This window comes from Neorhizobium galegae bv. orientalis str. HAMBI 540 (assembly GCF_000731315.1).
Classification (GTDB): domain Bacteria; phylum Pseudomonadota; class Alphaproteobacteria; order Rhizobiales; family Rhizobiaceae; genus Neorhizobium; species Neorhizobium galegae.
Window position 1 is genome coordinate 2,307,610 of sequence record NZ_HG938353.1, and the last position, 23,165, is coordinate 2,330,774.

The window sequence follows — 23,165 nt, forward strand, 5'->3', positions numbered from 1 at the left end:
CGCAGAAGACGGGACAGAGGGATAAGACGGGGAACATATGTTAGGTTTCATCTTGCAGCGCCTGTGGCAGGCGGCGATCGTGGTCATCGCGATGTCGGCGCTGGTCTTCTGCGGCGTCTATGCCGTCGGCAATCCCATCGACGTGCTGATCTCTCCGGATGCGACGCAGGATATTCGCGCCGCGGTGATCGCCCAATACGGGCTGGACCAGCCGCTCTGGCGTCAATATTTTGCCTTTCTCGGCAGGCTGATCGAAGGCGATTTCGGCCGCTCGCTCGTCTACAGCATGCCGGTCAGCCAGCTGATCCTCACCCGCCTGCCGGCGACGCTGGAACTGACGCTCGCAGCCGTTCTATTTGCCAGCCTCGTCGGCATCCCGATCGGCATGTATGCCGGCTACCGGCCGCATAGCCTGATTTCCCGTGCCATCATGGCGATCTCGATCCTGGGGTTCTCGGTGCCGACCTTCTGGTTCGGCCTGATGCTGATCATGGTTTTCGCCGTGCAATGCGGCTGCATGCCGGCCGGGGGGCGCGGCGAAACGGTCAGCCTGTTCGGCGTCGACTTCAGTTTCCTCACCGGCGACGGGCTTGCGCATCTCGTGCTGCCGGCACTAAACTTGGCGCTCTTCAAGTTCTCCTTGATGATCCGGCTCGCCCGTGCCGGTACCCGCGAACTGATGCTGAGCGACACGGTGAAATTCGCCCGCGCCGCCGGCCTGTCGGAATTCACGGTGCTGAGCCGGCATGTGCTGCGGCTGATCTCGATTCCGCTCGTCACCGTCTTCGGTCTGGAACTCGGCTCGACGCTCGCCTTTGCGGTCGTCACCGAAACCATCTTTTCCTGGCCCGGTCTCGGCAAGCTGATCATCGACAGCATCACCTCGCTCGACCGGCCGGTCATGGTCGCCTACCTGATGCTCGTCGCCTTCCTGTTCATCGTCATCAACCTGATCGTCGATTTGACCTATGCGCTGCTCGATCCGCGCCTGCGAAAGGGACGTGCCTGATGCGCGATACTCTGCTTGGCCGTTTCCTCGAGGAATTCTTCCGCAACAAGGTCGCGACGGGTGCGGCAATGGTCGTCCTCCTGATCGTCCTGACTGCGATCGTCGCGCCCCTGGTCACCCCGCAGGACCCGTATGACCTGACCAGCCTGGTGCTGCGCGATGCACGGCGTGCGCCGGGTTATGTCGGCACCGGCGGTTACACCCATTGGCTTGGCACGGATTCGCAAGGCCGCGACCTCCTGTCGGCGATCATCTACGGGCTGCGCATCTCGCTGCAGATGGGTGTGATTGCCGGCGGCATTGCCTTCGTCATCGGCGCGGTGGTCGGCTGCTCGGCTGCCTATATCGGCGGACGTTTCGAAAGCCTCGCGATGCGCATCATCGACCTGCAGCTGTCCTTCCCGGCAATCCTGCTCGCTTTCGTGATCGCAGCCCTTCTCGGCCAGGGCCGCTACCAGCTGATCATGGCGCTGATCTTCGCCCAATACGCCTATTTCGCCCGAACCGCCCATGGCGCGGCATCCGCCGAACGGCAGAAGGATTATGTCGAAGCGGCGCTCTCCATCCCGCTGTCGCCCTGGCGTGTCGTGCTGAAACACATCCTGCCCAATTCGCTGCCGCCGCTGATCGTCGTTGCGACGGTGCAGGTAGCGAGCGCCATTTCGCTCGAAGCCACCCTCTCCTTCCTGGGCGTCGGGCTGCCGCCAACCGAACCGTCGCTCGGCATGCTGATCGCCAACGGCTTCCAGTACCTGCTGTCCGGCCGCTACTGGATCTCGATCTATCCCGGCGTGGCGCTGATCCTGTTCATCGTCTCTCTCAACCTCGTCGGCGACCAGATCCGCGACCAGCTCAATCCGAGGCTCCGCCGATGACCGAAACGATGACTGGGCCGCTTCTCGAAGTCACCAATCTCAAGACCTGGTTCCCGAGCGGACGCGGCGAGATCAAGGCGGTCGACGGCGTCTCGTTTTCGCTGGCGCCGGGCGAAGTCCTCGGCCTCGTCGGCGAATCCGGTTCCGGCAAGTCGATCACCGGCTTCTCGATCATCGGCCTGATCGACGAGCCTGGCCGTATCGTCGAGGGTTCGATCAAACTCGAAGGCCGCGAACTGATCGGCTTATCCGCACATGAGCTGCGCGCCATCCGCGGCAAGACCATTTCGATGGTCTTCCAGGATCCGATGATGACCCTCAACCCGGTCCTGAGCATCGGCACCCAGATTAAGCTGGCCCTCGAAGCGCATGAAAACATCAGCGCAGCCGATGCCCGCGAAAGAGCTATCAAGGCGCTGGCTCAGGTCCGCATCGACGAGCCGGAACGCAAGGCGGATTTTTTCCCGCACCAATTCTCCGGCGGCATGCGCCAGCGTGTGGCGATCGCCATCGCCCTGCTGCACCGGCCGAAACTGATCATCTGCGACGAACCGACGACAGCGCTCGACGTGTCGATCCAGGCGGAAATCCTTACCGAGATGAAGGAACTGGTAGCCGAACTCGGCACCGCGCTGATCTGGATCAGCCATGACCTCGCCATCGTCTCGTCGATCGCCGACCGCGTCGCGGTGATGAGGTTCGGCAATATCGTCGAGATCGGCCCGGCGCTCGGCGTGCTCACCCGCCCGCAGCACGACTACACCAAGGCGCTGCTCGACGCGCTACCCTCACGCGCCAAGCCCGGCCAATTGCTGCTGCGCGGCAGCGGCATTGCCGATGCGGCACCGCCGCCGCGCAAGTCGGCGACATTGAACCTGCCGCCCCTCGGCAGCCCCTATCTGGTCATCGACAACGCGATGAAGCGCTTCGAAAAGCCGGCCGGCCTGTTCCGGAACCTGGCGATCAAGTCCGGCATTTCCCAGCCGCTGCCGGTCGTGCAGGCGGTCGATGGCGTCTCGATCACGTTGAAGCGCGGCGAAGTGCTCGGCCTCGTCGGCGAATCCGGTTCCGGCAAATCGACGCTCGGCCGCATGGCCGCCGGCATTACGGTCCCTACCTCGGGCACGATCCGCCTCAACGGCAAGCCGGTGATGAGCGACGGCCGCAATGCGCGAAAAATCACCACCCGCATCCAGACGATCTTCCAGGATCCATTCGCCTCGCTGAACGGCCGCATGCGGATCGGCGACATCATCGCCGAAGGTCCGCTGGCCCACAAGCTGGTGACCCGCGCCGAAGCGCCCGCCTATGTCAAAGACTGGCTGGCGGCGGTCGGGCTTGATCCCACCTTCGCCAACCGTTTCCCGCATCAATTCTCCGGCGGTCAGCGCCAGCGTATCGCGATCGCTCGCGCGCTCGCCATGCAGCCGGATGTGATTGTCTGCGACGAGCCGGTTGCCTCGCTCGACGTGTCGATCCAGGCGCAGATCATCAACCTGCTGATCCGCCTGCGCGCCGAACTCGATCTCTCGCTGATCTTCATCAGCCACGACCTGTCCGTCGTCCGCCATCTCTGCGATCGCGTAGCGATCATGTATCGCGGGAAGATCGTCGAGGAAGGCGTGGCATCGACGATCTACGCCGATCCGCAGCACGATTACACCAGGCGGCTGCTCGCAGCCGTGCCTGTCCTGCCTGAGGCAGCAGAATAACAAAAGGGAGAATGGGACATGGAACCCTGGGAGTGGGACGAAGCCACCTGGCGCGGCAAGGTCAACAAGGTGCGAGCCGGCCGCTCGCTGAAGCCGAAAGCCTGGAAGGACGGCGCGCGTTGCGCAGTCGCTCTTTCGTTCGACAGCGACCATGAGACCAACGAGCTTCGCGACGGCGGTGAATCGATCGGTCGCATGTCCCAGGGGCAATACGGCAACCGCATGGGCGTGCCGCGCATCCTCGAAACGCTGAAGAACGCGGACGTCCCGGCGACCTTCTTCGTGCCGGCCGTCGCGGCCCTCCTCTATCCGGACGAACAGCGGCGTGTCATCGCCGAAGGCCACGAGATCGGCCTGCACGGCTGGATTCACGAGGTGAACACCAAGGTTCCGGCCGACAAGGAACGCGAACTGCATTTCCGCGCCGCCGATACGCTCGAAAAGATCACCGGCATCCGCCCGGTCGGCATGCGCACGCCGTCCTGGGATTTTTCCTACGAGACGCTGAAGATCGAGCGCGAACTCGGGCTCATCTACGATTCCTCGCTGATGGCCGATGACGACCCTTATGAACTGGTCGAGGACGGCGAGCCGACCGGCATGGTCGAACTGCCGGTCGAATGGATCCGCGACGACGCGGTCTATTTCAACATGAACCGGTTTACCGCGCTCCGCCCATATACGCCGCCGACCTCCGTGCTCGATATCTTCAAGCGGGAATTCGACCGCGCCTATATCGAAGGCGGGCTGTTCCTTCTGACCATGCACCCGCACGTGTCCGGTTACCGCTCGCGCATCTTCGTGCTGGAAGAGCTGATCAGGCACATCCAGGGCCACGAGGGCGTCTGGTTCGCCACCCACGCGGATATCGCCCGTTTCGCCAGGGAGAATGGTGGTGCGTGATGTGTCCCGTAAGGTTGCGTTGATAACCGGCGGCGGACGCGGGATCGGACGGGGCTGCGCGCTCGATCTTGCCCGTCACGGCTTCGATATCGTCCTCGTCGACCTGATCGAAGACGATCTTGCCCGCACGGCGCAGGAAATCCGCGACCTGTCACGCGACGTACTGACCTTCATCGCCGATGTCCGTGACCATAAGCGCGCGGCGGAAATCGTGCGCGAGGTGGATGAGAAATGGGGCCGGATCGACGTCCTGTTCAACAATGCCGGTCGGTCGATGGCGAAAGGCATCGAGGAGATTTCCGAGGAGGAATTCGACGCGACGATCGACATCAACCTCAAGGGGGCCTTCAACTATATCCAGCCGACGGTGCCCATCATGCGCCGCAGCGGCGGCGGGCGGATCGTCAACATGTCGTCGATGAACGCCCATACCGGCGGCGTCACCAGTGCGGTGAGCAAGTTTTCCTATACGGCAGCCAAGGCCGGCATTCTCGGCATGACAAAGGCGCTCGCCAAGGAGCTCGGACCGGAGATCGTCGTCAATGCGATCTGCCCCGGCGTCATCAAGACCGAGCGCTCGAACGCGATGATCGAAGCCCGGGAGGCGCAACTCGCGGCTGGCATCACGCTGAAGCGGGTCGGAACGCCGCAGGACGTCGCAAGCGTCGTCACCTTCCTCGCGACATCCGAGCCTAACTTCCTGACGGGTCAGGACATCCAGATCGACGGGTTCCAGTGGGTCCGCTGACCCCTTAGTTCCGATCGATGAGGATTTTCATGATCGCCACCCGCTCGGGCAGCTCGACGAGATAGTGCGGGTCGCGGTCGAGGTGATGCACCTTGTTCGGATCGCCGCCGGTGACCGTCGCCATGGATTGGAAGTCCGGCCAATAGGACGTCGTCACGAATTCCGTTTCGTCGCCCAGTTCCTCGCGGAAAAGCTGGACCGCAAGCGCGGTCTTGAGGAGTGGCGGAATGCCCGTTTCGAGTAGATAGGCCTCATATTCGTCGGCTATCGCGGCACGGGTACGCCCCCGCCAGATCCTCGCAATCGTCGCCTTTGTGCTCATGGGATGCTCCTCATATCCAATTTTCGGAGCAAATAGAGCCGGAGCAGCATTTGCCAATGGAGCCGCTAACCCCTTCCCCGCCCAGGCGCGATGAAGGCAGTGATAGCCGTCTCGTCGAGTCCGGCCTCCAGCAGGAAGCGCTGGGAAAACTCGGAGGCGGACGCTTTCATCGCGTCGTTCGGACGGATCAGGTGGAAGGCGACGTGGTGATCGATGGCTCTCTCCGACACGACGACGACCCGGCCGGAGGCAAGTGCTGCGTCCGCAAGCGGCGGCCGGGCGAGCGCGATGCCGAGGCCATGCGCGCAGGCGTCGATCACCAGGTTATAATCCTCGAACCGCCGGTCCTGCCCGCGCGGCACGTAATCGAGATTCTCGACGGCCAGCCAGCGCCGCCAGGCCTCGACATTGGAATCGTGCAGGATCGGCAGCTCCAGCAGAGATTTTGCATCTGACCTTCCACCGAGACGTTCGGCGATGACCGGAGCGGCGATCGGCACCAGTTTCTCCTGCCAGAGCGGCAGGCTGCGCACGCCGGCCCATGGCCCCTTGCCGCAGCGGATCGCCAGGTCGATGCCCTCGCTGAAATCCGCCAGCCGATGCTCCAGGATCAATTCCAGATGGATGTCGGCGGCCTCCAGCTTCGGCATCCGCGAAAACAGCCAGAGCGAGGCGACCGACGGCGTCACCGAAAGCCGCACGACCGCCTTATTGCGGCGGGGCAGCCACCGCTCGTCCGTATCCCCGAGCAGGGCCAACGCTTCCTCCGCGCGGGCGAAAAACCGTGTGCCTTCCGGTGTCAGCGTCACACCCCGAGCCTCGCGGGAGAAAAGCCGCACGCCCATCCAGCGCTCCAGGCGGGATATCTGCCGAGAGACGGCACCATGGGTGACCCCGCCCTCCTCCGCCGCCGCGGAAAACGATCCGAGACGCGCGGCGCGGGCGAAGGTCTCAAGCGTATCAAGTGGTGGCAAAGTCTGCGAGCTGTGAACCATAGGCACATATGATCATCGATTGCGGTGCTTTTCAAGCACGGATGAGAAGGGCTAAATCCCAACTGGCAAGCTTCCAGGGAGAAAGAGATGAGCACCGTCGCCATGAATACGGGAACGGACGAGAGACACGGGTTTGATGTGATCGCCTTCCTGGCGATCCTGGTGACCATCGTCTTCTGGGCTTCGTCCTTCGCCGTCATCCGCATCGCGCTCGGGCCGCTGACGCCGATCGAGCTTGCGACGGCACGTTATGTCCCGGCCGCCTTGATCGCCGTAGTCTATCTTGTCGCTGCCCGACCAGCCCTTCCGGCCAGAAGCGATCTGCTTCGCCTCGGCGTCGCGGCCGTGCTCTTCATCGCGGCCTATGCCGTTCTCCTCAACATGGGTGAGCGAACCGTGGCGGCTGGCCCCGCAAGCTTCATCATCAACACCATGCCGGTCTTCACCGCCCTTATCGCCATCTTCGCGCTTGGCGAGCGGTTTGGCCGCTGGGGCTGGGTCGGAACGGCAATCTCCTTTGCCGGCGTGGCACTGATCGCTGCTTCCGGTGAAGACGGGTTCGATCTCGATCCGAATGCGATCCTCATTCTCGGCGCCGCCCTCTGTTCGGCGATTGCAAGCGTGCTGCAGAAGCCAATCCTCGGCCGCATGCCCGCTTTGGCCGTCACCGCCTGGCTGATGCTGATCGGTTCCATTCCGCTGCTGCCGGCGGTACCGTCCACCTTGCAGGCGCTTGCCGCCGCCCCGGCAGAGGTGAATTGGGGCATCGTCTATCTGGTGCTCTTCCCGACTGCGATCGGTTATGTCACCTGGGCGATCGCCTTGAAGCGACTGTCCGCCGCCCGGGCCTCCAATTTCCTTTACGGCGTTCCTCCGACCGCAACCCTGATCGGTTTCCTCTGGCTCGGCGAGGTGCCGACCCTGATCGGCGCGATCGGCGGCGTCATGGCGATCTTTGGCGTGCTCGTCGTCAATGTCATGCGCAAGAGATAGCTTCCGCAGAATTCATCGGAAAAACAGCGCCTTCCGGCCAATTTCTGAATCAATCTGCAGCAGACTATTTGCCGGTGCCGTTCACCAGTTGCAGGATGAGCTGGTGGACGTTGCCGCCCTCGCTCATCTCCATCCGATCGTAATCATTGCTGCGCTTCTGCTGCGCCTTCGAAATCTCGCCGAGCTTGGCCGTCAGTTCTGCCCTGATTTTCGTGCATTGCGGATCGTTGGCGACACTGAGACCCACGCTCATCCGCTCGATCTCCTTCACCATGTCGGTGATGATCACACCGTGAACCAGTTCGTGCTTGTAGACGCCGGCGATAAAGACATCCCATTTCTTCTTCAGATCGGGAGCAAGCGCCGATGCGGGCTTCGGCAGCGTATAGGTGATGACCAGCTTCGGCCGCGCCGAAACCAGCGTGCAGGCACCGTCAGGCTGCGGTTGGTAATCGCGGGTCCAGGTGAGCTTGAAATTGGTGTGCGCGATGGCGCGAACCTCCTTGCCGATCTTGGGACCAAGCTGTCCGATGGAAGCGTATAGATCAACGCCGGAATCTCCGGTGATGGGATAGGCCTGGACCTGCTCGACCGGCTGCCATTGGCTCTGCGCCGACGCCTCCATGGGCACCATCCCAAGGCAGAGGGCCGCGAGAATTCCTGCACCTATCTTCACTCTTTTCCTCCCAATCGCGTTGCTGCGGTGAACCTAGAGATGCCACAGCGCCGTTTCAATTCGTCAAACATGTTTTCCGTGAACGCTGTCCATCGCGACTTTTGTTCCAGGCCCTTGCCATATTTCCTTCAAAATGGATGATGACAGTTATGTGACTAAGTGTTTTGACTTGGCATGGGGGAGTTGAATGGGAGAAAAGCGAAAGGTCTACGAGGCCTTGGTCGATGGTGCGATGGATGGCCTCACCGACGACGCCTTGTTCAAATTCGTCACCAAACGCTGCCCGAAGACATCGAGCAAGAAGATCGTCCGGGCAGCGCTGCTGGGACTGACCGACCCGCACCTCCGCGACAAGAACATCCTCGATACGATCTACGCCCTTGCCATCAAACACCGCATGGATGAGTTTCGGGATGGCGAGGATGCGGATGACGAAAGAGACAGCTGGCCCGCGCCCTTCGCCCGCGAGCCCGACAAAAAGACGATCCGTCCCGACTTAGGCCCCGACTTGTCCTAGGCGTTCTTCCGCGCTGTCATCCACCATACACAAACGCGCCCTAGACTGGAGTTGTCGAGGGTGAGAACATGCACGGCCGCGCCAATCTCACAGCCATGAGGCTCATGGATGCCTGCGAGCATCTGCTTTGCGAAGCCGAGGCTCTGGAGGATCTGACCGCGCGGCGGATTGCCATCGAAGCGCATGCGACGCCTTCCGCCATCAGCTACCATTTCGGCTCGCAGGAAGAGCTTGTCGCAGCGGTCGCAGAGCGCGTCTACCGGCGGCTCAATGCCGAGAGGCTGAGCCTGCTTCGCAAAGCCGTCGACCGGCGGGCGCCCGATCCGCCCGATCTCGATGAAGTCATCGCAGCTTTGGTTGGCCCGTCGATCCGCTGGAGCCTCGACCCGACCTCCAGCTATCCCGTCCTGTCGCATTTCACCTCGATGGCGAAGACCCACCGGGAACGCGCGCCGCACTACCGCCGCATCATCGATAACGTCGAACATCACCGGGCCTTCGTCCCGCACCTGAAGCGGATCGCGCCCTGGCTGGACGACGTCGACATCGGCTGGCGGCTCAATTGCGCGCTCGGCATCCGCTCCCAAGTCACCCGCTCGCGGTCGCGCACCGAAGTGCTGACCAATTATGGCATCGACCTCGACGATCCGGACATCGTCATCGCCCGTATGGTCGAGGTGATCGCACCGATGTTCCGCCGCTGAACCGGTTTCGAACGGCATTCGAAATCCGTCACGCGCAGGAAACAAACCCCTTCTAACGGTCCTCCTGACGAAACCGTCATCCATGGAGGCATCCGGTGCGACGCGAAACGACATTCATCCATCTGACCGACCTGCATATCGGCACCGCCGACGACAGCCACCTCCACAGCGACACGACCGAGACGCTGCGTCAGGTGCTCGATCTGGTCGCGACCGTAACGCCGAAGCCGCAATTCGTGATCGCCAGCGGCGACCTTACCAACCGTGGCGATGCGGAAAGTTTTCGCCGGCTGAAGGAGATCATCGACGCCAGGATCGATGTGCCGGTCATCTATGCGCTCGGCAATCACGACACCCGCCCCGGCTTCTACGAGGGCATGGGCATCGAGACCGACGATCCGGATGCGCCCTACGACCACGACACGATCATCGACGGCATCCACATCATCACCATCGACTCGACGACGCCCGGCCTGATCGGCGGCACGATCGATCCGGAACAGTTCGACTGGCTCGCCTCGACCCTCGACAGCCACCCCGACCTGCCGAAGTTGATCGTCGTCCACCACCCGCCGGCGCTCGGCGAGGAAGCCGATGCCGCCCATTGGCGGACGATCCACTTTCCGCAGTCGGAACGTTTCCGCGAACTGCTGAAGGGCCGCAACATCATCGGCATCCTCAGCGGCCATATCCATCACGACCGCGTCTCGGTCTGGCATGGTATCCCGGTGGTGGTCGGCACCGGCCAGCATGCCGCCACCGACATCCTGCGCACGGACATCCTGCGCATGGTGCGCGGCGCCTCCTTCGGGATCGGCACCATCCGCCCGTCCGGCCTCACCATGGCCTTCGTGCCGCTGCCGTCCGACCGCGCCGAGCTCAATACCTATCCGCTGGAACTTCTGATGGCCCGGGCAATGCCCGTCGCCGCTGAATAACCCTCACCCGGAGACACGCAAAATGCTGCGCAGAACCACGCTCAAGCTGATGGCGACGCTTTCCGCCGCCTCCATTCTGCCGGTCGGTGCGTTTGCCGAAATGCCGGCAAACGTCGACAAGCCGGTCACGATCAGCTTCTACAACTACAACCTCGCGTCCGCCGGAATCGGCTCCGAGGCCACCAAGGAACTGATCGCCGGCTTCGAGAAGAAGTTCCCGAACGTGAAGGTCGAGACGGTGGCCGTTCCGTCGAACGAGATCATCAACCGCGTCCAGGCCGATATCGTCGCCGGCAAGCAGCCGGACGTCGCCCAGCTCACCTTCCGCGACCTGATCTTTATCGCCAGCGACCTCGGCGGCAATGCGCTCGAAGACATGGTGAGCCCGGCGGAACTGAAAGAACACCTTTCTGGCATGATCCCGAAGGGCCTCGAACTCGGCAAGGTCGACGGCAAGACCTATGGCCTCGCCTACACTTTCTCGACGCCCGTCCTCTATTACAACGGCGACCTCTTCAAGCAGGCCGGCCTCGACCCGAACAACCCGCCGAAGACCTGGGCCGACGTCAACATCGCGGGCAAGGCGATCAAGGAAAAGACCGGCAAGAACGGCTTCTTCCCCGGCGCCTACGGCCCGAGCGACGGCACCTTCGTCTACCAGGCAATCGTCATGTCGAACGGCGGCAAGGTACGCGACGGCAACAAGCTGACATTCGCGGACAGGAATGCCGCCGAAGCAGTCAAGATGTTGCGCGACATGGTCGATAGCGGCGCCCATGCCAAGATCGACCCGGCCAGCGGCTCGGATACGTTTGCGGCCGGTAATCTCGGCATGTTCGTCTATACCACCGCGACGCTCGGCGCCTACAAGAAGGCCGCCCAGGGCAAGTTCGACCTACGCATCGCCCCGATGCCTTCGTTCGACGAAAAGCCGACCGCTCCGACCAATTCCGGCAGCGCCCTGTTCGTCTTCAGCAAGGATCCGGCCAAGCAGCGTGCGGCCTATGAACTCCTGAAATACCTGACGAGCAAGGAAGCCTACACGATCATCACCAGCAAGATCGGCTACCTGCCGCTGCGCCTCGATATCGTTGATGATCCGAACTACCTCGGCCCGTGGGTCAAGGAGAACCCGATGTTCCGCGCCAACCTGGAACAGCTGAACCGCCTCACCGCCAACGTCGCCTTCCCCGGCCCGAACTACCGCCAGGTCGAGAAAATGATGATGGACTCGGTGCGCGAAGCCGTCTTCGGCAAGGGCGATCCGATCGCCACGCTGAAAGCCGCCCAGGACCAGGGCCAGGACCTGATGCCGTAACTGTTACGAGGAGATGCCGGGCGGGTCTCGCTTTCCTGTCCGGCATCCTTGTCCCCTCGGGATCCTTTCGGGGAAAATTCCATGACCGATATTCAGGCCGATCTCGCAAGACCGCTCATCCTTGCCCGGGTGCCCGTGGCTGCCCGCCAGCGTGGCGCATTCACCGTGCAACCCTGGCTCTATCTCTCACCGGCGCTCTGCCTTCTGATGATGTGGACCTATGTGCCGCTGCTCGAGGCGTTCCAGCTCTCCTTCTACCAATGGAACATGCTGCCGACCGCGCCGCAGCGCTATGTGGGCCTCACCAACTACCAGCGCCTGTTCGCACTGCCCGAGATGCGCGCCGCCCTCTGGAACACGCTTTTCTACATTCTCGGCCTATTCCCGATGTCGGTGATCGTTCCGCTCTTCGTGGCGATCTGGACCCAGGATCTCGAAGGCCGCGCCCGGACGATCTATCGCGCGCTAATCTTCGTGCCTATGATCGTAGCACCCGTGGTCGCCGCCATCCTCTGGCGCTGGCTGCTCAACGAGGACCAGGGGCTGATCACGCTCGGCCTGGAGACGATCGGCCTCGGCCGCATCGGCTTTCTGACCGATCCGAAATACGCGCTTGCGACGCTGACCTGGATTACCGGCTGGAAGCTGATCGGCTTTTCCACCCTGCTGTTTTCCGCCGCCAATGCCGGCATCAACCCCTCCTATATCGAAGCGGCGCGCATAGACGGCGCCAGCCGCTGGGGGATCATCCGCGATATCCGCCTGCCGCTGCTTTCGCCGACCATCCTGCTTCTGTCGATGATGACGATCCTGTTCGGGGCGCAGTGGAGCTTTGCCTATATCAACGTGCTCACCAATGGCGGCCCGCTGAAATCGACCACCAACATCTTCTACCTGCTCTGGGAATACGGTTTCCAGACCATGTCGGCCGGCTGGAGCTCGGCGGCCGGAATGATTGCCTTTGCCGGTTTTGCCGTCATCGCGGCGGGCTGCATGTGGCTGACCAAGAGGTTCGCGATCTATGACAACTGACGCCTCCCCTGACAGCATTGCGGTCGCTTCCGGCAGCCTCAAATTCGGTGGCATCCGCCGGCTTGCAGTGCATGCGGTGATGATCCTCCTGTCCTTCCTGTCCATCTTTCCGATCTACTGGATGATCGTCACCTCGCTTCGGCCGGAAAACGAGATCTTCTCCACCGCGCTCTGGCCCAGCAACCCGTCGCTCGAAAACTATGTCTTCGTGCTGACCCGCATTCCGATGATCGGGATGCTGATCAACACCACGATCGTATCCGCCGCCACCGCGATCCTGCAGGTCGTCACCGGCCTGTTTGCGGCCTATGCGCTGGTGCGCTGGCGCATGCGCCTTTCCGGCGTCATCCACGGGCTTATCGCGCTCTCGTGGCTGGTGCCTTTCCAGGTCACGATGATCCCCAACTACGTGCTCGCCTCGCGGCTCGGCCTCCTCGATACGTTGACCGGTCTGATTGTGCCGAATGCGGCGCATGCCTTCGCGATCCTGCTGCTCTACAACGCGATGCGTTCGTTCCCGACCGAGATCCTCGAAGCGGCGCGCATCGACGGCGCCAGAAGCTGGAAGATCCTCTGGCAGATCGTCGTGCCGAATATGGGCGCGCCGATTGCCTCGCTGTCGATCATCGCCTTCATCTCCGCCTGGAACGAATATTTCTGGCCGCTGCTTCTGTCGAGAAAGCCGGAGAACTCGGTCGTCCAGATCGGCCTGCAGATGTTCATGACCCAGGAGGGCAATCTCTGGGGGCCGCTGATGGCGGCTGCCGCACTCGCCAGCATGCCGATCCTGATCATCTACCTGGTCCTGCAGCGCCACGTCATCGAATCCTTCATGAAATCCGGAATCCGCTGATATGCTGAGTTACGAACGCCTGATTACGCTGGAAGGCGCCCACAATGTCCGCGACCTCGGCGGTTACCAGACCTCGAACGGCGGCCCGACCCGCTGGCGCTCGATCCTGCGCGGCGACGCATTGCACCGGTTGAGCGAGGCCGATATCGAAACCTTGCTGGACAACGGACTTGCCACCGTCATCGACCTGCGCAACGCCAACGAGATCGCCGCCGAAGCCAACCCGTTCGCCGGTCACGCTCGGGTGCGCTACTACAATACGCCGCTGTTTTCGGCGCTGGCGCCCGTCGAGATGATGGCGAATGCGGTGGCGAGCTTCGATATGGGCGACCGCTATTGCCAGGCGATCGACAACTGCCAGCCGGCCATTGCCAAAGTCCTGAAGACCATCGCCGACGCGCCGGATGGCGCCGTGCTCTTCCATTGCAGCGCCGGCAAGGACCGCACCGGTGTGATTTCGGCGCTGCTGCTCGCCAATGCCGACGTCGATGAGGCAACCATCGTTGAAGATTATGCTCTGACGGCGACCATCTCCGGACCGCTGATTGCAAGGCTACGGGAACGGGCACTTGGTCGTGGGACGACGCCGGAACTGGTCGATATCGTCCTCGCCTCCGAACCACGCAGCATGCGGCAGGCGCTGGACCATATCCGCCGTCGCCATGGCGGCGTCGAGGCCTATCTCTCTACGCTCGGCCTCGATGAAACCGAGCGGGAAAAGCTTCGCAACCGCCTGGCCTAGGACCTCAAGGTCGTGAACGAGAAGAGCAGCGCCGTGCTCAGCTCTGCGGCCGCGCGGCCGGAACCAGCACGCGGTCGACGATCCGCGAGTCGAGGTCGTAGACGGAGATCGGCGTCTGCTTGCCGATCCGGGTGCCGTCGAGAAGGCGGATCAAATCATCCGCGCCGCCGACGGGCTGGCCGTCGATCGCCAGGATGAAATCGCCCTCCTTCAGGCCAGCCAGATCGGCCGGGCTGCCGGGATCGATGCGGCGGATACGCACCGTCGTCTCCTGCAACATGCCGGCCTTTACCGCGACGCGGCGCGGCAGCGCGGTCGTATCGACGACGATGCCGATAAAGGCGCGCCGCACATGGCCGAAACGCAAAATCTCCGAGACGACGAAATTGGCCGTGTTGGAGGCGACCGCAAAGGCGATGCCCTGCGCGCCGCGGATAACCGCCGTGTTGACGCCGACCACTTCACCGGAGGCAGACACCAGCGGTCCGCCGGAATTGCCCGGATTGAGCGCCGCATCGGTCTGTACGACGTCGTCGATCAACCGGCCGGTGGACGACCGCATCGATCGACCCAGCGCAGATACGACGCCCGATGTCACCGACCAGTCGAAACCGAGCGGATTGCCGATCGCGATCGCGATATGGCCGCGCCGCAGCTTCTGGGAATCGCCGAGCCGTGCCCAGGCCTGCACGTCCATGTCGGCACGCACCAGCGCGATATCTGTGTCGGCATCGCGACCTAGAACTGCGCCCTGCCCGACCGCCCCGTTGGCGCTGCGGATACGGACGGTCTTGGCGTCTGCCACGACGTGGTGGTTGGTGATGATCAGGCCGTCGGGCGAAATCGCAAAGCCCGACCCGTGGCCTCCTTGGCCAGCAACGCCGCCCAGCCGCTCGATGCGGCTTACGGCAGGACCGACGCGGTCGACCGCGCCGGCAACCGTCTCCGAATAGGCGTCGAGAAGCACGCCATCCTCGGGGACGGGAGGATTGATATCGATAAATCCCATCACAAGAACTCCGGAAAACACCTTCTCGGAAAAGGGAAGGTTGTAGAAGAAGCTGATGTGGTGGGCCTAAAAGGCAGAAACAAGAACCCGCCGTGCGGGCTCAGTCCTCGGCGAAGATCGGGTCCTGGGTGAACATGCCGCCCTGGTAGACCGCAAGCGCCGAGGTCGGTTCCGGACGCGGAATGCTGGCTTCCAGTTCCGCGCGATAACGTTCTGCATTGTCCTTCGGCTTCCAGCCGAGATAGGACGCATGCGAATTGTCCCACCACTTGCTGTCATTGTCGGAAATGCCCCAGATGATCGGGCAGCCGAGCATCGGGGTCCGGAAGACGCAGCCGATCAGCGACACGAAGTCGTCATGTGACATCCAGCCGGACAGCATCCGGTGGTTGATCGGTTTTTCGAAGCAGCTGCCGATCCTGACTAGCGCCGTCTCCTGGCCGAATTTCTCGAAATACATGCGCGCCAGAGCCTCGCCGAAGCATTTCGAAACGCCGTAAAGCCCGTCCGGCTTCATCGGAGCCTTGACGTCGATATGCTCGTCCTGCCGGTAGAAACCGACGACATGGTTGGAACTGGCGAACAGGATGCGGGGCTGGCCGTGCGCCCGAGCCGCCTCGTAGAGATTGTAGAGGCCGAGCAGGTTGGCATTGAGGATCTTCGAAAACTTGTCCTCCACCGAAACACCGCCGAGATGCAGGATACCATCGCAGCCCTCAACCAGCTTCATGACCGCATCTGCATCCGCGAGATCGCAGACGACCAGCTCCTCATTTGGGCCGGCGGTGCCGAGATCGACGATATCGGACAGGCGAAGCGTTTCGGCGAACCCGGCAAGACGGCTACGCATGGCGCGTCCGAGGCCGCCGGCGGCACCGGTGATCAAAAGTCTTTTCAAGAAATCATCCTCCGAAAGCGGCCCGTCGGCCGCGGCAATCCAGTTCATTGGCCAACTTGTTCGTGACAAGCTTCAATACTTATCATACATGTTGAGAAAGCTCGGTCAACAAGTCGGAGCCGGCTTAGCGCGGTCGCTTAAGCTTGACACGCGTGTTGACGCGATATTGTGATGCGCCGCCGAGCAGGGAGGAATGAAATGAGCGTAGAAACCAGACTCGATACCGGCAGGGGATCGAGGACGCTAGTTTCCCGCCTCGGAGAAACGCTACGCCAGGCAATTGCTGCGGGCCAGTTTCCGCCGGGCTCGCGCCTGCCGAGCGAAGCGCAGCTGACCGAGGCGCACGGCGTCAGCCGCACCGTCGTCCGCGAGGCCATCGCATCGCTGCGCGCCGACCGGTTGGTCGAAGCGCGCCAGGGCGCCGGCGTCTTCGTGCTGGAGCCTTCGCGCAACGTGCAGCCGGTCATGCTATCCCTGTCGAATATCGATCTTGCCCGCGTATCCTCGATGATCGAGCTCCTGGAGCTTAGAACCGCGGTGGAAGTCGAGGCTGCAGGGCTTGCGGCCCTTCGCCGCTCCCCCGCACAGGAAGAGGTCATTCTCGATCGTCATTATGCGGTTCGGGCCTGTCTCGATGCGGCAAAACCGACCAGCGAGGCAGACTTTGCGCTGCATCTTGCCATTGCCGAAGCCACCAACAATCCCCGTTTCCGCGAATTCCTGACGATGATCGGCCGCAGCCTGATCCCGCGCGCAGCATTACGCCCGGACGATTCGGAGGCCGACCAGGCAGCCTATATCAAGCTGCTCGACGAGGAACATAATGCCATTGTCGTGGCGATTTCCGACGGCGACGAAGACCGTGCCCGCGACGCCATGCGCCGGCATCTGCGGGGTGCGCAGCTGCGTTATCGCACCCTCCTCCGGGAGCTTCGGGAAGCTGTAAGATGACTTGTTGACACAAGTCAGCGCAACCTGTACGACAATTTTTGTCTGGAGGAGACGCTTACAAAGGAAATCCGCATGATGACGCCTGAAGAAATCAAGGTCGCACTTGGTGCCGGCCTGCTGTCCTTTCCCGTCACCCATTTCGACAAGGAAGGCCAGTTCCAGCCGGAAAGCTATCGCCGCCATGTCGAATGGCTGTCGGGCTATGATGCACCGGTCCTGTTTGCCGCCGGCGGCACGGGCGAATTCTTCTCGCTGTCTCCCAATGAAGTCCCCACGATCGTTTCCGCAGCCAAGGAGGCCGCCGGCAAGACCGCGATCGTCTCCGGCTGCGGTTTCGGCACCCATGTGGGCGTCGAAATGGCTCGCGCGGTCGAAAAGGCCGGCGCCGACGGCATCCTGCTGCTGCCGCATTACATGATCGATGCACCGCAGGAAGGCCTCTACCAGCATGTGAAGCGCATCTGCCAGTCGGTTGGCATCGGCGTCATGGTTTATAACCGCGACAACTCGATCCTGTCGGTGGACACCCTGAAGCGCCTCTGCGACGAATGCCCGAACCTGATCGGTTTCAAGGACGGCAGCGGCGATATCGGACTTGTCCGGCAGATCACCGCCACCATGGGCGACCGGTTGATGTATCTCGGCGGCATGCCGACAGCCGAGCTCTTCGCCGAAGCCTATCTCGGCGCCGGCTTCACCACTTATTCCTCGGCTGTCTTCAACTTCGTGCCGGGCCTTGCCGTCGACTTCTACAAATCGCTTCGCGCCGGCAACCGCGCCCGCTGCGAGGAGATCCTCAAGGACTTCTTCTATCCTTTCATGGCGATCCGGAATCGCCGCAAGGGTTATGCCGTCTCGGCAATCAAGGCTGGCGTGCGCCTGCAGGGTTTTGACGCCGGCAAGGTGCGCCCGCCGCTCGACGACCTGACGGCAGAAGAAGAAGAGATGCTTCTGAAGCTCATCGGCCCCTGGAAGCGATAGTCCCATGAAGATCGCTTCCGTTCGCACCCACCTTCTCGAACACAGGCTCGACGTCGCCTTCGAAAGCGCCTCGATGCGCTTCGATCGCCGCGCTCATGTGCTCGTTGAGATCGAGTGCGATGACGGCACGATCGGCTGGGGCGAATGCCTCGGCCCGGCCCGGCCGAATGCGGCCGTGGTCGCGACCTATGCGAACTGGCTGATCGGCGAAAACCCTCTCGAAACCGAAAAGATCTGGGCGCGGCTCTATAATGCGCTGCGCGACCAGGGCCAGCGCGGCCTTGCCGTCACGGCACTGTCCGGCATCGACATCGCGCTTTGGGATATCAAGGGCAAACATTTCGGCGTGCCGGTCTCGATCCTGCTCGGCGGGCGTTTCCGCGAGAACGTCAGGGCCTATGCGACCGGCAGCTTCAAGCGCGACGGCGTCGACCGCGTCGAGGACAATGCGACGGATGTCGCCCGTTATTGGGATGAGGGTTTTCACGCCAGCAAGATCAAGATCGGCTTCGGCGTCGAGGAGGATCTGCGCGTCATCCGCGCCGTGCGCGACGCCGTCGGCCCCGACATGCGGCTGATGGTCGACGCCAACCACGGTTATGACGCCATCGAGGCGATCAGGTTCGGCCAGGCGGCGGCAGAACTCAACATCGACTGGTTCGAAGAGCCGGTCGTGCCCGAACAGCTCGCCGCCTATCGCGAAGTCCGCGCCCGCCAGCCGATCCCGGTCGCCGGCGGCGAGACCTGGCACAGCCGCTGGGGCATGCGCGAGCCGTTGGAAACCCGTGCCGTCGATATCCTGCAGCCCGACCTTGCCGGTGTCGGCGGCTTTACCGAAGCCAAGCGCGTTGCCGATATGGCCGCCCTTCACGGCATCCGCGTCGTGCCGCATGTCTGGGGCACCGCTGTCCATATCTCAGCCGCATTGCAGTTCATGGCGGCAATGATCCCGAGCCCGGTTCGTGTCAACCCGATCGAACCGATCCTCGAATTCGACCGTACCCACAATCCGTTCCGTCAGGCGGTGATCAAAACCCCGATCGAACACGAGCGCGGCGTGGTGCAGATCCCGAACGGCCCCGGCCTTGGGATCGAAATCAACCGCGATGCGCTCAAAGAATTCCGCATGGGAGATATCTGATGCTCGTCCGCACCCTTTCCGGCACGCCGCCCAAGACCAAACTGCCCAAGGGCGCGATCGACACTCAGATGCATGCATACCTGCCGGGCTTTCCCTCTCTGCCCGGCGGTCCGGGCCTTCCGGCGGGAGATTTGCCGACGCCGGCCCAGTATCTCCAGTTCATGCACTGGATCGGCATCGAGCGGGTCATCGTCACCCAGGGCAATGCCCAGCAGCGCGACAATTCCAATCTCAACGCCTGCCTTGCGGAATTCGGATCGATCGCCCGCGGCGTCTGCGTCATCGACAGCACCACATCGGACGCCGAACTGGACCGCCTTTCCACAGCCGGCAATGTCGGTGCGCGGATCATGGATCTGCCCGGCGGCGCGGTGAACCTCAGCGAACTCGAAGCCGTCGATGCCAAGGCGGCCTCGCAAGACTGGATGGTCGCTGTCCAGTTCGACGGCAGCAACATTCTCGATCACGAGGCGCGGCTCGCAAAACTGAAATCCCGCTGGGTCTTCGATCACCATGGCAAGTTCTTTTCAGGTGTGACACCGGACAGCCCGCAGATCGCAGCCGTCAAGCGGCTGATCGACCGTGGAAAATGCTGGTTCAAGTTCGCCGGCGTCTACGAATCTTCGAAGGCCGGCGGCCCGGACTATGCCGACGTCGCAGCCATCGCCCGCGAGATCGCCAGATATGCACCGGAACGGATCGTCTGGGGCACCAACTGGCCGCACAATCTCGCCCGCGAACAGGCCGATTATCCGGATGACGTGGCGCTGACCGACACCGTGCTCGGCTGGTTCCCAAACGATGCGGCACGCCAGCTCGCGCTCGTGAAAAACCCTGAAGAGCTTTACGGCCTGTCGGCCCAATAAGCGGCAAGGCAAGCCCTAGGAGACTGAGAATTTAAACGACCGGGGCACGGAGGCCCCGGCGATTAACGGAGGAGGACAACATGAAACTCACGAAATTGCTCGGCCTCGCATTCGGTCTCGCGCTCAGCGCGACCGCCGCCAATGCGCAGGTTACCCTGCGTTCCGCCGATATCCATCCGGATGGCTATCCGACCGTCGATGCCGTCAAATATATGGGCGAACTAATCTCCCAGCGCACCAACGGCCGCATCAAGATCCAGGTGATGAACAACTCGGTGCTGGGTGGTGAAAAGGACACGATCGAACAGACCCGTTTCGGCGTCATCGATTTGAACCGCGTCAATGCAGCGCCGTTCAACAATCTCGTGCCGCAAACCACCGTTCTCGGCCTGCCCTTCCTGTTTCGTTCGACCGAGCACATGCACAAGGTCGTCGACGGCCCGATCGGCGACGAAATCCTGAAAGCCTTCGAACCGCATGGCCTGATCGGTCTCGCCTACTACGATTCCGGCGCGCGCTCCTTCTACACGACCAAGAAACCGATCACCAAGCTTGCCGACCTGAAGGGCATGAAAATCCGCGTCCAGCAATCCGACCTTTGGATCGCCATGATGCAGGCCTTCGGCGCCAACCCGACGCCGATGCCGATGGGCGAAGTCTATTCCTCGCTCGAAACCGGTGTGGTCGACGGCGCAGAAAACAACTGGCCGTCCTATGAGTCCGCCCGCCACTACGAGATCGCCAAGAACTATACGCTGACGGAACATTCGCTGAACCCGGAAATCCTGGTCATGTCGAAGATCTCCTGGGACAAGCTGACACCCGAAGACCAGAAGATCTTCCGCCAGGCAGCCAAGGATTCGGTCGTCAAGATGCGCGAACTCTGGACTGCCCGCGAAAAGTCCTCGGAAGCCAAGGTTCGTGCTGCTGGCGCCAACATTATCAAGGTCAACAAGGACGAGTTCTCGGCAGCGATGAAGCCGGTCTATGACAAGTTCGTCACGGACGCGAAGCAAAAGGCTCTGCTGGAGCAGATCCAGGCCGTCAAGTAAGTTCGAAAAAGAAGCCGGCCCTCTGATCAGAGGGCCGGTTTTTCATTTCCGGCACCGGGGAACGTCGCCGGATCGTGGAGGACAGGTTCATGAGAAATTTCATGTTGGCCATCAAGCCAATTCTGGGCGGGCTCAGCCGCCTATCGCTCTATATTTCCGGCATCGGCATGATCGCCATGACCCTCATTGTCGGCTGGCAGGTCTTCGGCCGTTATATCCTGAACGACTCGCCCAGCTGGTCCGAGCCGCTGTCGCTCTACCTGATGTCCTGGTTCATCATGCTCGGAGCCGCCGTCGGCGTGCGTGAGAGCGTGCATCTCGGGCTCGATATCGTTCGTTACGTCATGCCACCGGCAATCCAGAAGGCCATGGACCTCCTGAGCCTCGGCCTGATCGTGCTGTTCGGGATAGGCATGGCCTATTATTCAACGCTGCTCGCCAAGGGCACGTGGTCGGCCACCATTCCCGTTCTCGGCTGGCCGGGCGGCACCGACTTCTTCCCGATGATCGTCGGAGGCATCATGATCTCCCTTTTCGCTCTGGAGCGCTTCGTCGACGTCGCCATCGGCGAGGAAATTGCTGCTGACGTCCTCGTGCAGGAGGCTGCGTAATGGCCTACGCCATTCTTTTCGGTTCCTTTACCTTCCTCATGCTGATCGGCATGCCGATCGCCTTCTGCCTTGGCATCGCGTCCTTCGCCACGGTCCTCTACATGGGCCTGCCGCCGATCGTCGTCTTCCAGCAGCTGAATTCCGGCATGAACGTCTTCGCCATGATGGCAATCCCGTTCTTCATCTTCGCTGGCGACCTGATGGTGCGCGGCGGCATTGCGCACAGGCTGATCCGCTTCGCAGCCGGCCTTGTCGGCCATATGCGCGGCGGTCTCGGCCAGGTCAACGTCGTCGCATCGACGCTGTTCGGCGGCATTTCCGGCTCTGCCGTGGCGGATGCATCGGCCGTCGGCGGATTGATGATCCCGCAAATGGCTGCGCGCGGCTACGACCGGGATTATGCGGTGAACGTGACAGCCAACGCCGCCATCATCGCATTGATGATCCCGCCCTCGCACAACATGATCCTTTATTCGATCGCAGCCGGCGGCAACGTCTCCGTTGCCGACCTTTTCACCGCCGGCATCATTCCCGGCCTGTTGCTGGCCGGAGCGCTGATGATCACGGCCTGGTGGGTTGCCGTCGAACGCGGTTATCCGGCCGATCCGTTCCCGGGCTTTGCCCGCATCGGTTATTACTTTCTGGCTTCGCTGCCGGGCATCCTGCTGATCGCCATCATCTTCGGCGGCGTTCGCTCCGGCGTGTTCACGGCAACCGAAAGCTCCTGCATTGCGGTCCTCTACGCGTTCCTTGTGGCCATGCTCGTTTATCGCGAACTGAACTGGGACGGTTTTGTCGAGGCCGTCATGGGCGCGGTGCGCACCACCGCGATGGTACTGCTGGTCATCGGCACCGCAGCCGCGTTCGGCTGGCTGATGGCATTCCTGCAGGTCCAGACGCTGATCATCGCGGCGATCAGCGCGGTTTCGGACAATCCGATTATCGTGCTCTTGATGATCAACGTCATCCTGCTGGTGCTCGGCACGTTCATGGACATGGCGCCGATGGTCATCATCTCGACCCCGATCCTGCTGCCAGTCGTCAAGGCCTTCGGCATCGATCCTGTCCATTTCGGCGTCATCATGATCCTCAATGCCGGCATCGGCCTCAACACGCCGCCGGTCGGAACCGTGCTCTTCGTCAGTTGCGCGGTCGGCGGCATCACGATACGTGAAGCGATGCGCACGATCTGGCCTTTCTTCGGAGCCAGCATCGCAGTATTGCTGCTCGTGACTTATATCCCTGCCCTGTCGCTCTGGCTCCCAAACGTTTTCAAATGAGCGGCTGAACAAGTTTTATCTGACGGTCCCGCCCCATGG

General features: G+C 62.2%; 25 protein-coding genes. 20 read left to right on the forward strand and 5 right to left on the reverse strand.

Annotated elements, in window-relative coordinates:
- Positions 1–37 precede the first annotated feature (37 nt).
- Genes RG540_RS11445 through RG540_RS11465 form a run of 5 tightly spaced genes read left to right on the forward strand, consistent with a single transcriptional unit; the run spans position 38 to position 5,247 of the window.
- On the forward strand, positions 38–1,009 hold the full coding sequence (locus RG540_RS11445) for an ABC transporter permease (RefSeq protein WP_038587890.1): 972 nt from the start codon (positions 38–40) through the stop codon (positions 1,007–1,009).
- Positions 1,009–1,884, forward strand: coding sequence for an ABC transporter permease (locus tag RG540_RS11450; protein WP_038587893.1), 876 nt, complete (start codon positions 1,009–1,011; stop codon positions 1,882–1,884). Before RG540_RS11445 ends, RG540_RS11450 begins: the two co-directional genes overlap by 1 nt.
- Positions 1,881–3,596: a dipeptide ABC transporter ATP-binding protein gene (locus RG540_RS11455; RefSeq protein ID WP_174479284.1), complete on the forward strand. Its 1,716-nt coding sequence runs from the start codon at positions 1,881–1,883 to the stop codon at positions 3,594–3,596. Before RG540_RS11450 ends, RG540_RS11455 begins: the two co-directional genes overlap by 4 nt.
- A gap of 18 nt (positions 3,597–3,614) precedes the next feature.
- Positions 3,615–4,499, forward strand: coding sequence for a polysaccharide deacetylase family protein (locus RG540_RS11460; RefSeq protein ID WP_038587897.1), 885 nt, complete (start codon positions 3,615–3,617; stop codon positions 4,497–4,499).
- Positions 4,492–5,247 (forward strand): SDR family NAD(P)-dependent oxidoreductase, encoded by a 756-nt coding sequence (locus RG540_RS11465; RefSeq protein WP_244446653.1) that lies wholly within the window; start codon positions 4,492–4,494, stop codon positions 5,245–5,247. The genes RG540_RS11460 and RG540_RS11465 overlap by 8 nt, the downstream gene beginning before the upstream one ends.
- A gap of 4 nt (positions 5,248–5,251) precedes the next feature.
- Here RG540_RS11465 and RG540_RS11470 read toward each other — a convergent pair whose 3' ends face one another.
- Entirely contained in the window at positions 5,252–5,569 is a 318-nt protein-coding gene (locus RG540_RS11470; protein ID WP_038587901.1) for a hypothetical protein, read from the reverse strand.
- A gap of 65 nt (positions 5,570–5,634) precedes the next feature.
- On the reverse strand, positions 5,635–6,564 hold the full coding sequence (locus tag RG540_RS11475) for a LysR family transcriptional regulator (protein ID WP_038587904.1): 930 nt from the start codon (positions 6,562–6,564) through the stop codon (positions 5,635–5,637).
- A gap of 87 nt (positions 6,565–6,651) precedes the next feature.
- Between RG540_RS11475 and RG540_RS11480 the strand changes: the two genes are divergently transcribed.
- On the forward strand, positions 6,652–7,557 hold the full coding sequence (locus RG540_RS11480; RefSeq protein WP_038587907.1) for a DMT family transporter: 906 nt from the start codon (positions 6,652–6,654) through the stop codon (positions 7,555–7,557).
- 64 nt (positions 7,558–7,621) lie between these two features.
- Here RG540_RS11480 and RG540_RS11485 read toward each other — a convergent pair whose 3' ends face one another.
- Positions 7,622–8,233, reverse strand: a complete 612-nt coding sequence (locus tag RG540_RS11485; protein WP_038587910.1) for a DUF922 domain-containing Zn-dependent protease — start codon at positions 8,231–8,233, stop codon at positions 7,622–7,624.
- Between the two features lie 187 nt (positions 8,234–8,420).
- On the opposite strand from RG540_RS11485, the gene RG540_RS11490 reads away from it, so the two are divergent.
- The 7 genes from RG540_RS11490 (at position 8,421) to RG540_RS11520 (ending at position 14,337) form a co-directional block, all read left to right on the forward strand.
- A complete protein-coding gene (locus RG540_RS11490) occupies positions 8,421–8,750 on the forward strand; it encodes a hypothetical protein (RefSeq protein WP_038587913.1) in 330 nt (109 codons plus the stop codon).
- A 68-nt stretch (positions 8,751–8,818) separates the two neighbouring features.
- On the forward strand, positions 8,819–9,454 hold the full coding sequence (locus tag RG540_RS11495; RefSeq protein WP_038587916.1) for a TetR family transcriptional regulator: 636 nt from the start codon (positions 8,819–8,821) through the stop codon (positions 9,452–9,454).
- A gap of 95 nt (positions 9,455–9,549) precedes the next feature.
- A complete protein-coding gene (locus RG540_RS11500; RefSeq protein ID WP_038587919.1) occupies positions 9,550–10,392 on the forward strand; it encodes a metallophosphoesterase family protein in 843 nt (280 codons plus the stop codon).
- A gap of 22 nt (positions 10,393–10,414) precedes the next feature.
- A complete protein-coding gene (locus tag RG540_RS11505; protein WP_038587922.1) occupies positions 10,415–11,710 on the forward strand; it encodes an ABC transporter substrate-binding protein in 1,296 nt (431 codons plus the stop codon).
- Positions 11,711–11,791: 81 nt separating this feature from the next.
- A complete protein-coding gene (locus tag RG540_RS11510; protein ID WP_038587925.1) occupies positions 11,792–12,742 on the forward strand; it encodes a carbohydrate ABC transporter permease in 951 nt (316 codons plus the stop codon).
- On the forward strand, positions 12,732–13,595 hold the full coding sequence (locus tag RG540_RS11515; protein ID WP_038587928.1) for a carbohydrate ABC transporter permease: 864 nt from the start codon (positions 12,732–12,734) through the stop codon (positions 13,593–13,595). The genes RG540_RS11510 and RG540_RS11515 overlap by 11 nt, the downstream gene beginning before the upstream one ends.
- Before the next feature lies 1 nt (position 13,596).
- Positions 13,597–14,337 (forward strand): tyrosine-protein phosphatase, encoded by a 741-nt coding sequence (locus RG540_RS11520; RefSeq protein ID WP_038587931.1) that lies wholly within the window; start codon positions 13,597–13,599, stop codon positions 14,335–14,337.
- A 37-nt stretch (positions 14,338–14,374) separates the two neighbouring features.
- Here the strand turns inward: RG540_RS11520 and RG540_RS11525 are convergent, their stop codons facing one another.
- Together RG540_RS11525 and RG540_RS11530 are read right to left on the reverse strand one after the other, a co-directional pair.
- The gene (locus tag RG540_RS11525; protein ID WP_038587934.1) at positions 14,375–15,346 is read right to left on the reverse strand and encodes a S1C family serine protease; all 972 of its coding nucleotides are present in this window, start codon (positions 15,344–15,346) and stop codon (positions 14,375–14,377) included.
- Between the two features lie 100 nt (positions 15,347–15,446).
- Positions 15,447–16,244 carry an NAD-dependent epimerase/dehydratase family protein gene (locus RG540_RS11530; RefSeq protein ID WP_038593586.1) on the reverse strand — a complete coding sequence of 266 codons (798 nt, stop codon included), beginning with the start codon at positions 16,242–16,244 and terminating at the stop codon, positions 15,447–15,449.
- Positions 16,245–16,442: 198 nt separating this feature from the next.
- Between RG540_RS11530 and RG540_RS11535 the strand changes: the two genes are divergently transcribed.
- From RG540_RS11535 to RG540_RS11565, 7 genes are all read left to right on the forward strand, one after another.
- Positions 16,443–17,195, forward strand: coding sequence for a FadR/GntR family transcriptional regulator (locus RG540_RS11535; RefSeq protein WP_038587936.1), 753 nt, complete (start codon positions 16,443–16,445; stop codon positions 17,193–17,195).
- Between the two features lie 75 nt (positions 17,196–17,270).
- Positions 17,271–18,176: a 5-dehydro-4-deoxyglucarate dehydratase gene (gene kdgD / locus RG540_RS11540; RefSeq protein ID WP_038549347.1), complete on the forward strand. Its 906-nt coding sequence runs from the start codon at positions 17,271–17,273 to the stop codon at positions 18,174–18,176.
- 4 nt (positions 18,177–18,180) lie between these two features.
- Entirely contained in the window at positions 18,181–19,317 is a 1,137-nt protein-coding gene (locus RG540_RS11545; protein ID WP_038587939.1) for a mandelate racemase/muconate lactonizing enzyme family protein, read from the forward strand.
- On the forward strand, positions 19,317–20,183 hold the full coding sequence (locus tag RG540_RS11550; RefSeq protein ID WP_038587942.1) for an amidohydrolase family protein: 867 nt from the start codon (positions 19,317–19,319) through the stop codon (positions 20,181–20,183). Before RG540_RS11545 ends, RG540_RS11550 begins: the two co-directional genes overlap by 1 nt.
- An 80-nt stretch (positions 20,184–20,263) precedes the next feature.
- Positions 20,264–21,235: a TRAP transporter substrate-binding protein gene (locus RG540_RS11555; protein WP_038543802.1), complete on the forward strand. Its 972-nt coding sequence runs from the start codon at positions 20,264–20,266 to the stop codon at positions 21,233–21,235.
- An 89-nt stretch (positions 21,236–21,324) separates the two neighbouring features.
- Positions 21,325–21,846 carry a TRAP transporter small permease gene (locus RG540_RS11560; RefSeq protein WP_038587945.1) on the forward strand — a complete coding sequence of 174 codons (522 nt, stop codon included), beginning with the start codon at positions 21,325–21,327 and terminating at the stop codon, positions 21,844–21,846.
- Positions 21,846–23,126 carry a TRAP transporter large permease gene (locus RG540_RS11565; protein ID WP_038587948.1) on the forward strand — a complete coding sequence of 427 codons (1,281 nt, stop codon included), beginning with the start codon at positions 21,846–21,848 and terminating at the stop codon, positions 23,124–23,126. Before RG540_RS11560 ends, RG540_RS11565 begins: the two co-directional genes overlap by 1 nt.
- The last annotated feature ends 39 nt before the right edge of the window (positions 23,127–23,165 follow it).

Coding starts and splice junctions, on each gene's coding strand:
- RG540_RS11445 (WP_038587890.1), top strand. CDS start 38: ATGTTAGGTTTCATCTTGCAGCGCCTGTGGCAGGCGGCGATCGTGGTC.
- kdgD (WP_038549347.1), top strand. CDS start 17,271: ATGACGCCTGAAGAAATCAAGGTCGCACTTGGTGCCGGCCTGCTGTCC.
- RG540_RS11455 (WP_174479284.1), top strand. CDS start 1,881: ATGACCGAAACGATGACTGGGCCGCTTCTCGAAGTCACCAATCTCAAG.
- RG540_RS11490 (WP_038587913.1), top strand. CDS start 8,421: ATGGGAGAAAAGCGAAAGGTCTACGAGGCCTTGGTCGATGGTGCGATG.
- RG540_RS11560 (WP_038587945.1), top strand. CDS start 21,325: ATGAGAAATTTCATGTTGGCCATCAAGCCAATTCTGGGCGGGCTCAGC.
- RG540_RS11450 (WP_038587893.1), top strand. CDS start 1,009: ATGCGCGATACTCTGCTTGGCCGTTTCCTCGAGGAATTCTTCCGCAAC.
- RG540_RS11550 (WP_038587942.1), top strand. CDS start 19,317: ATGCTCGTCCGCACCCTTTCCGGCACGCCGCCCAAGACCAAACTGCCC.
- RG540_RS11545 (WP_038587939.1), top strand. CDS start 18,181: ATGAAGATCGCTTCCGTTCGCACCCACCTTCTCGAACACAGGCTCGAC.
- RG540_RS11515 (WP_038587928.1), top strand. CDS start 12,732: ATGACAACTGACGCCTCCCCTGACAGCATTGCGGTCGCTTCCGGCAGC.
- RG540_RS11525 (WP_038587934.1), bottom strand. CDS start 15,346: ATGGGATTTATCGATATCAATCCTCCCGTCCCCGAGGATGGCGTGCTT.
- RG540_RS11555 (WP_038543802.1), top strand. CDS start 20,264: ATGAAACTCACGAAATTGCTCGGCCTCGCATTCGGTCTCGCGCTCAGC.
- RG540_RS11535 (WP_038587936.1), top strand. CDS start 16,443: ATGAGCGTAGAAACCAGACTCGATACCGGCAGGGGATCGAGGACGCTA.
- RG540_RS11460 (WP_038587897.1), top strand. CDS start 3,615: ATGGAACCCTGGGAGTGGGACGAAGCCACCTGGCGCGGCAAGGTCAAC.
- RG540_RS11470 (WP_038587901.1), bottom strand. CDS start 5,569: ATGAGCACAAAGGCGACGATTGCGAGGATCTGGCGGGGGCGTACCCGT.
- RG540_RS11510 (WP_038587925.1), top strand. CDS start 11,792: ATGACCGATATTCAGGCCGATCTCGCAAGACCGCTCATCCTTGCCCGG.
- RG540_RS11480 (WP_038587907.1), top strand. CDS start 6,652: ATGAGCACCGTCGCCATGAATACGGGAACGGACGAGAGACACGGGTTT.
- RG540_RS11505 (WP_038587922.1), top strand. CDS start 10,415: ATGCTGCGCAGAACCACGCTCAAGCTGATGGCGACGCTTTCCGCCGCC.
- RG540_RS11495 (WP_038587916.1), top strand. CDS start 8,819: ATGCACGGCCGCGCCAATCTCACAGCCATGAGGCTCATGGATGCCTGC.
- RG540_RS11520 (WP_038587931.1), top strand. CDS start 13,597: ATGCTGAGTTACGAACGCCTGATTACGCTGGAAGGCGCCCACAATGTC.
- RG540_RS11475 (WP_038587904.1), bottom strand. CDS start 6,564: ATGGTTCACAGCTCGCAGACTTTGCCACCACTTGATACGCTTGAGACC.
- RG540_RS11565 (WP_038587948.1), top strand. CDS start 21,846: ATGGCCTACGCCATTCTTTTCGGTTCCTTTACCTTCCTCATGCTGATC.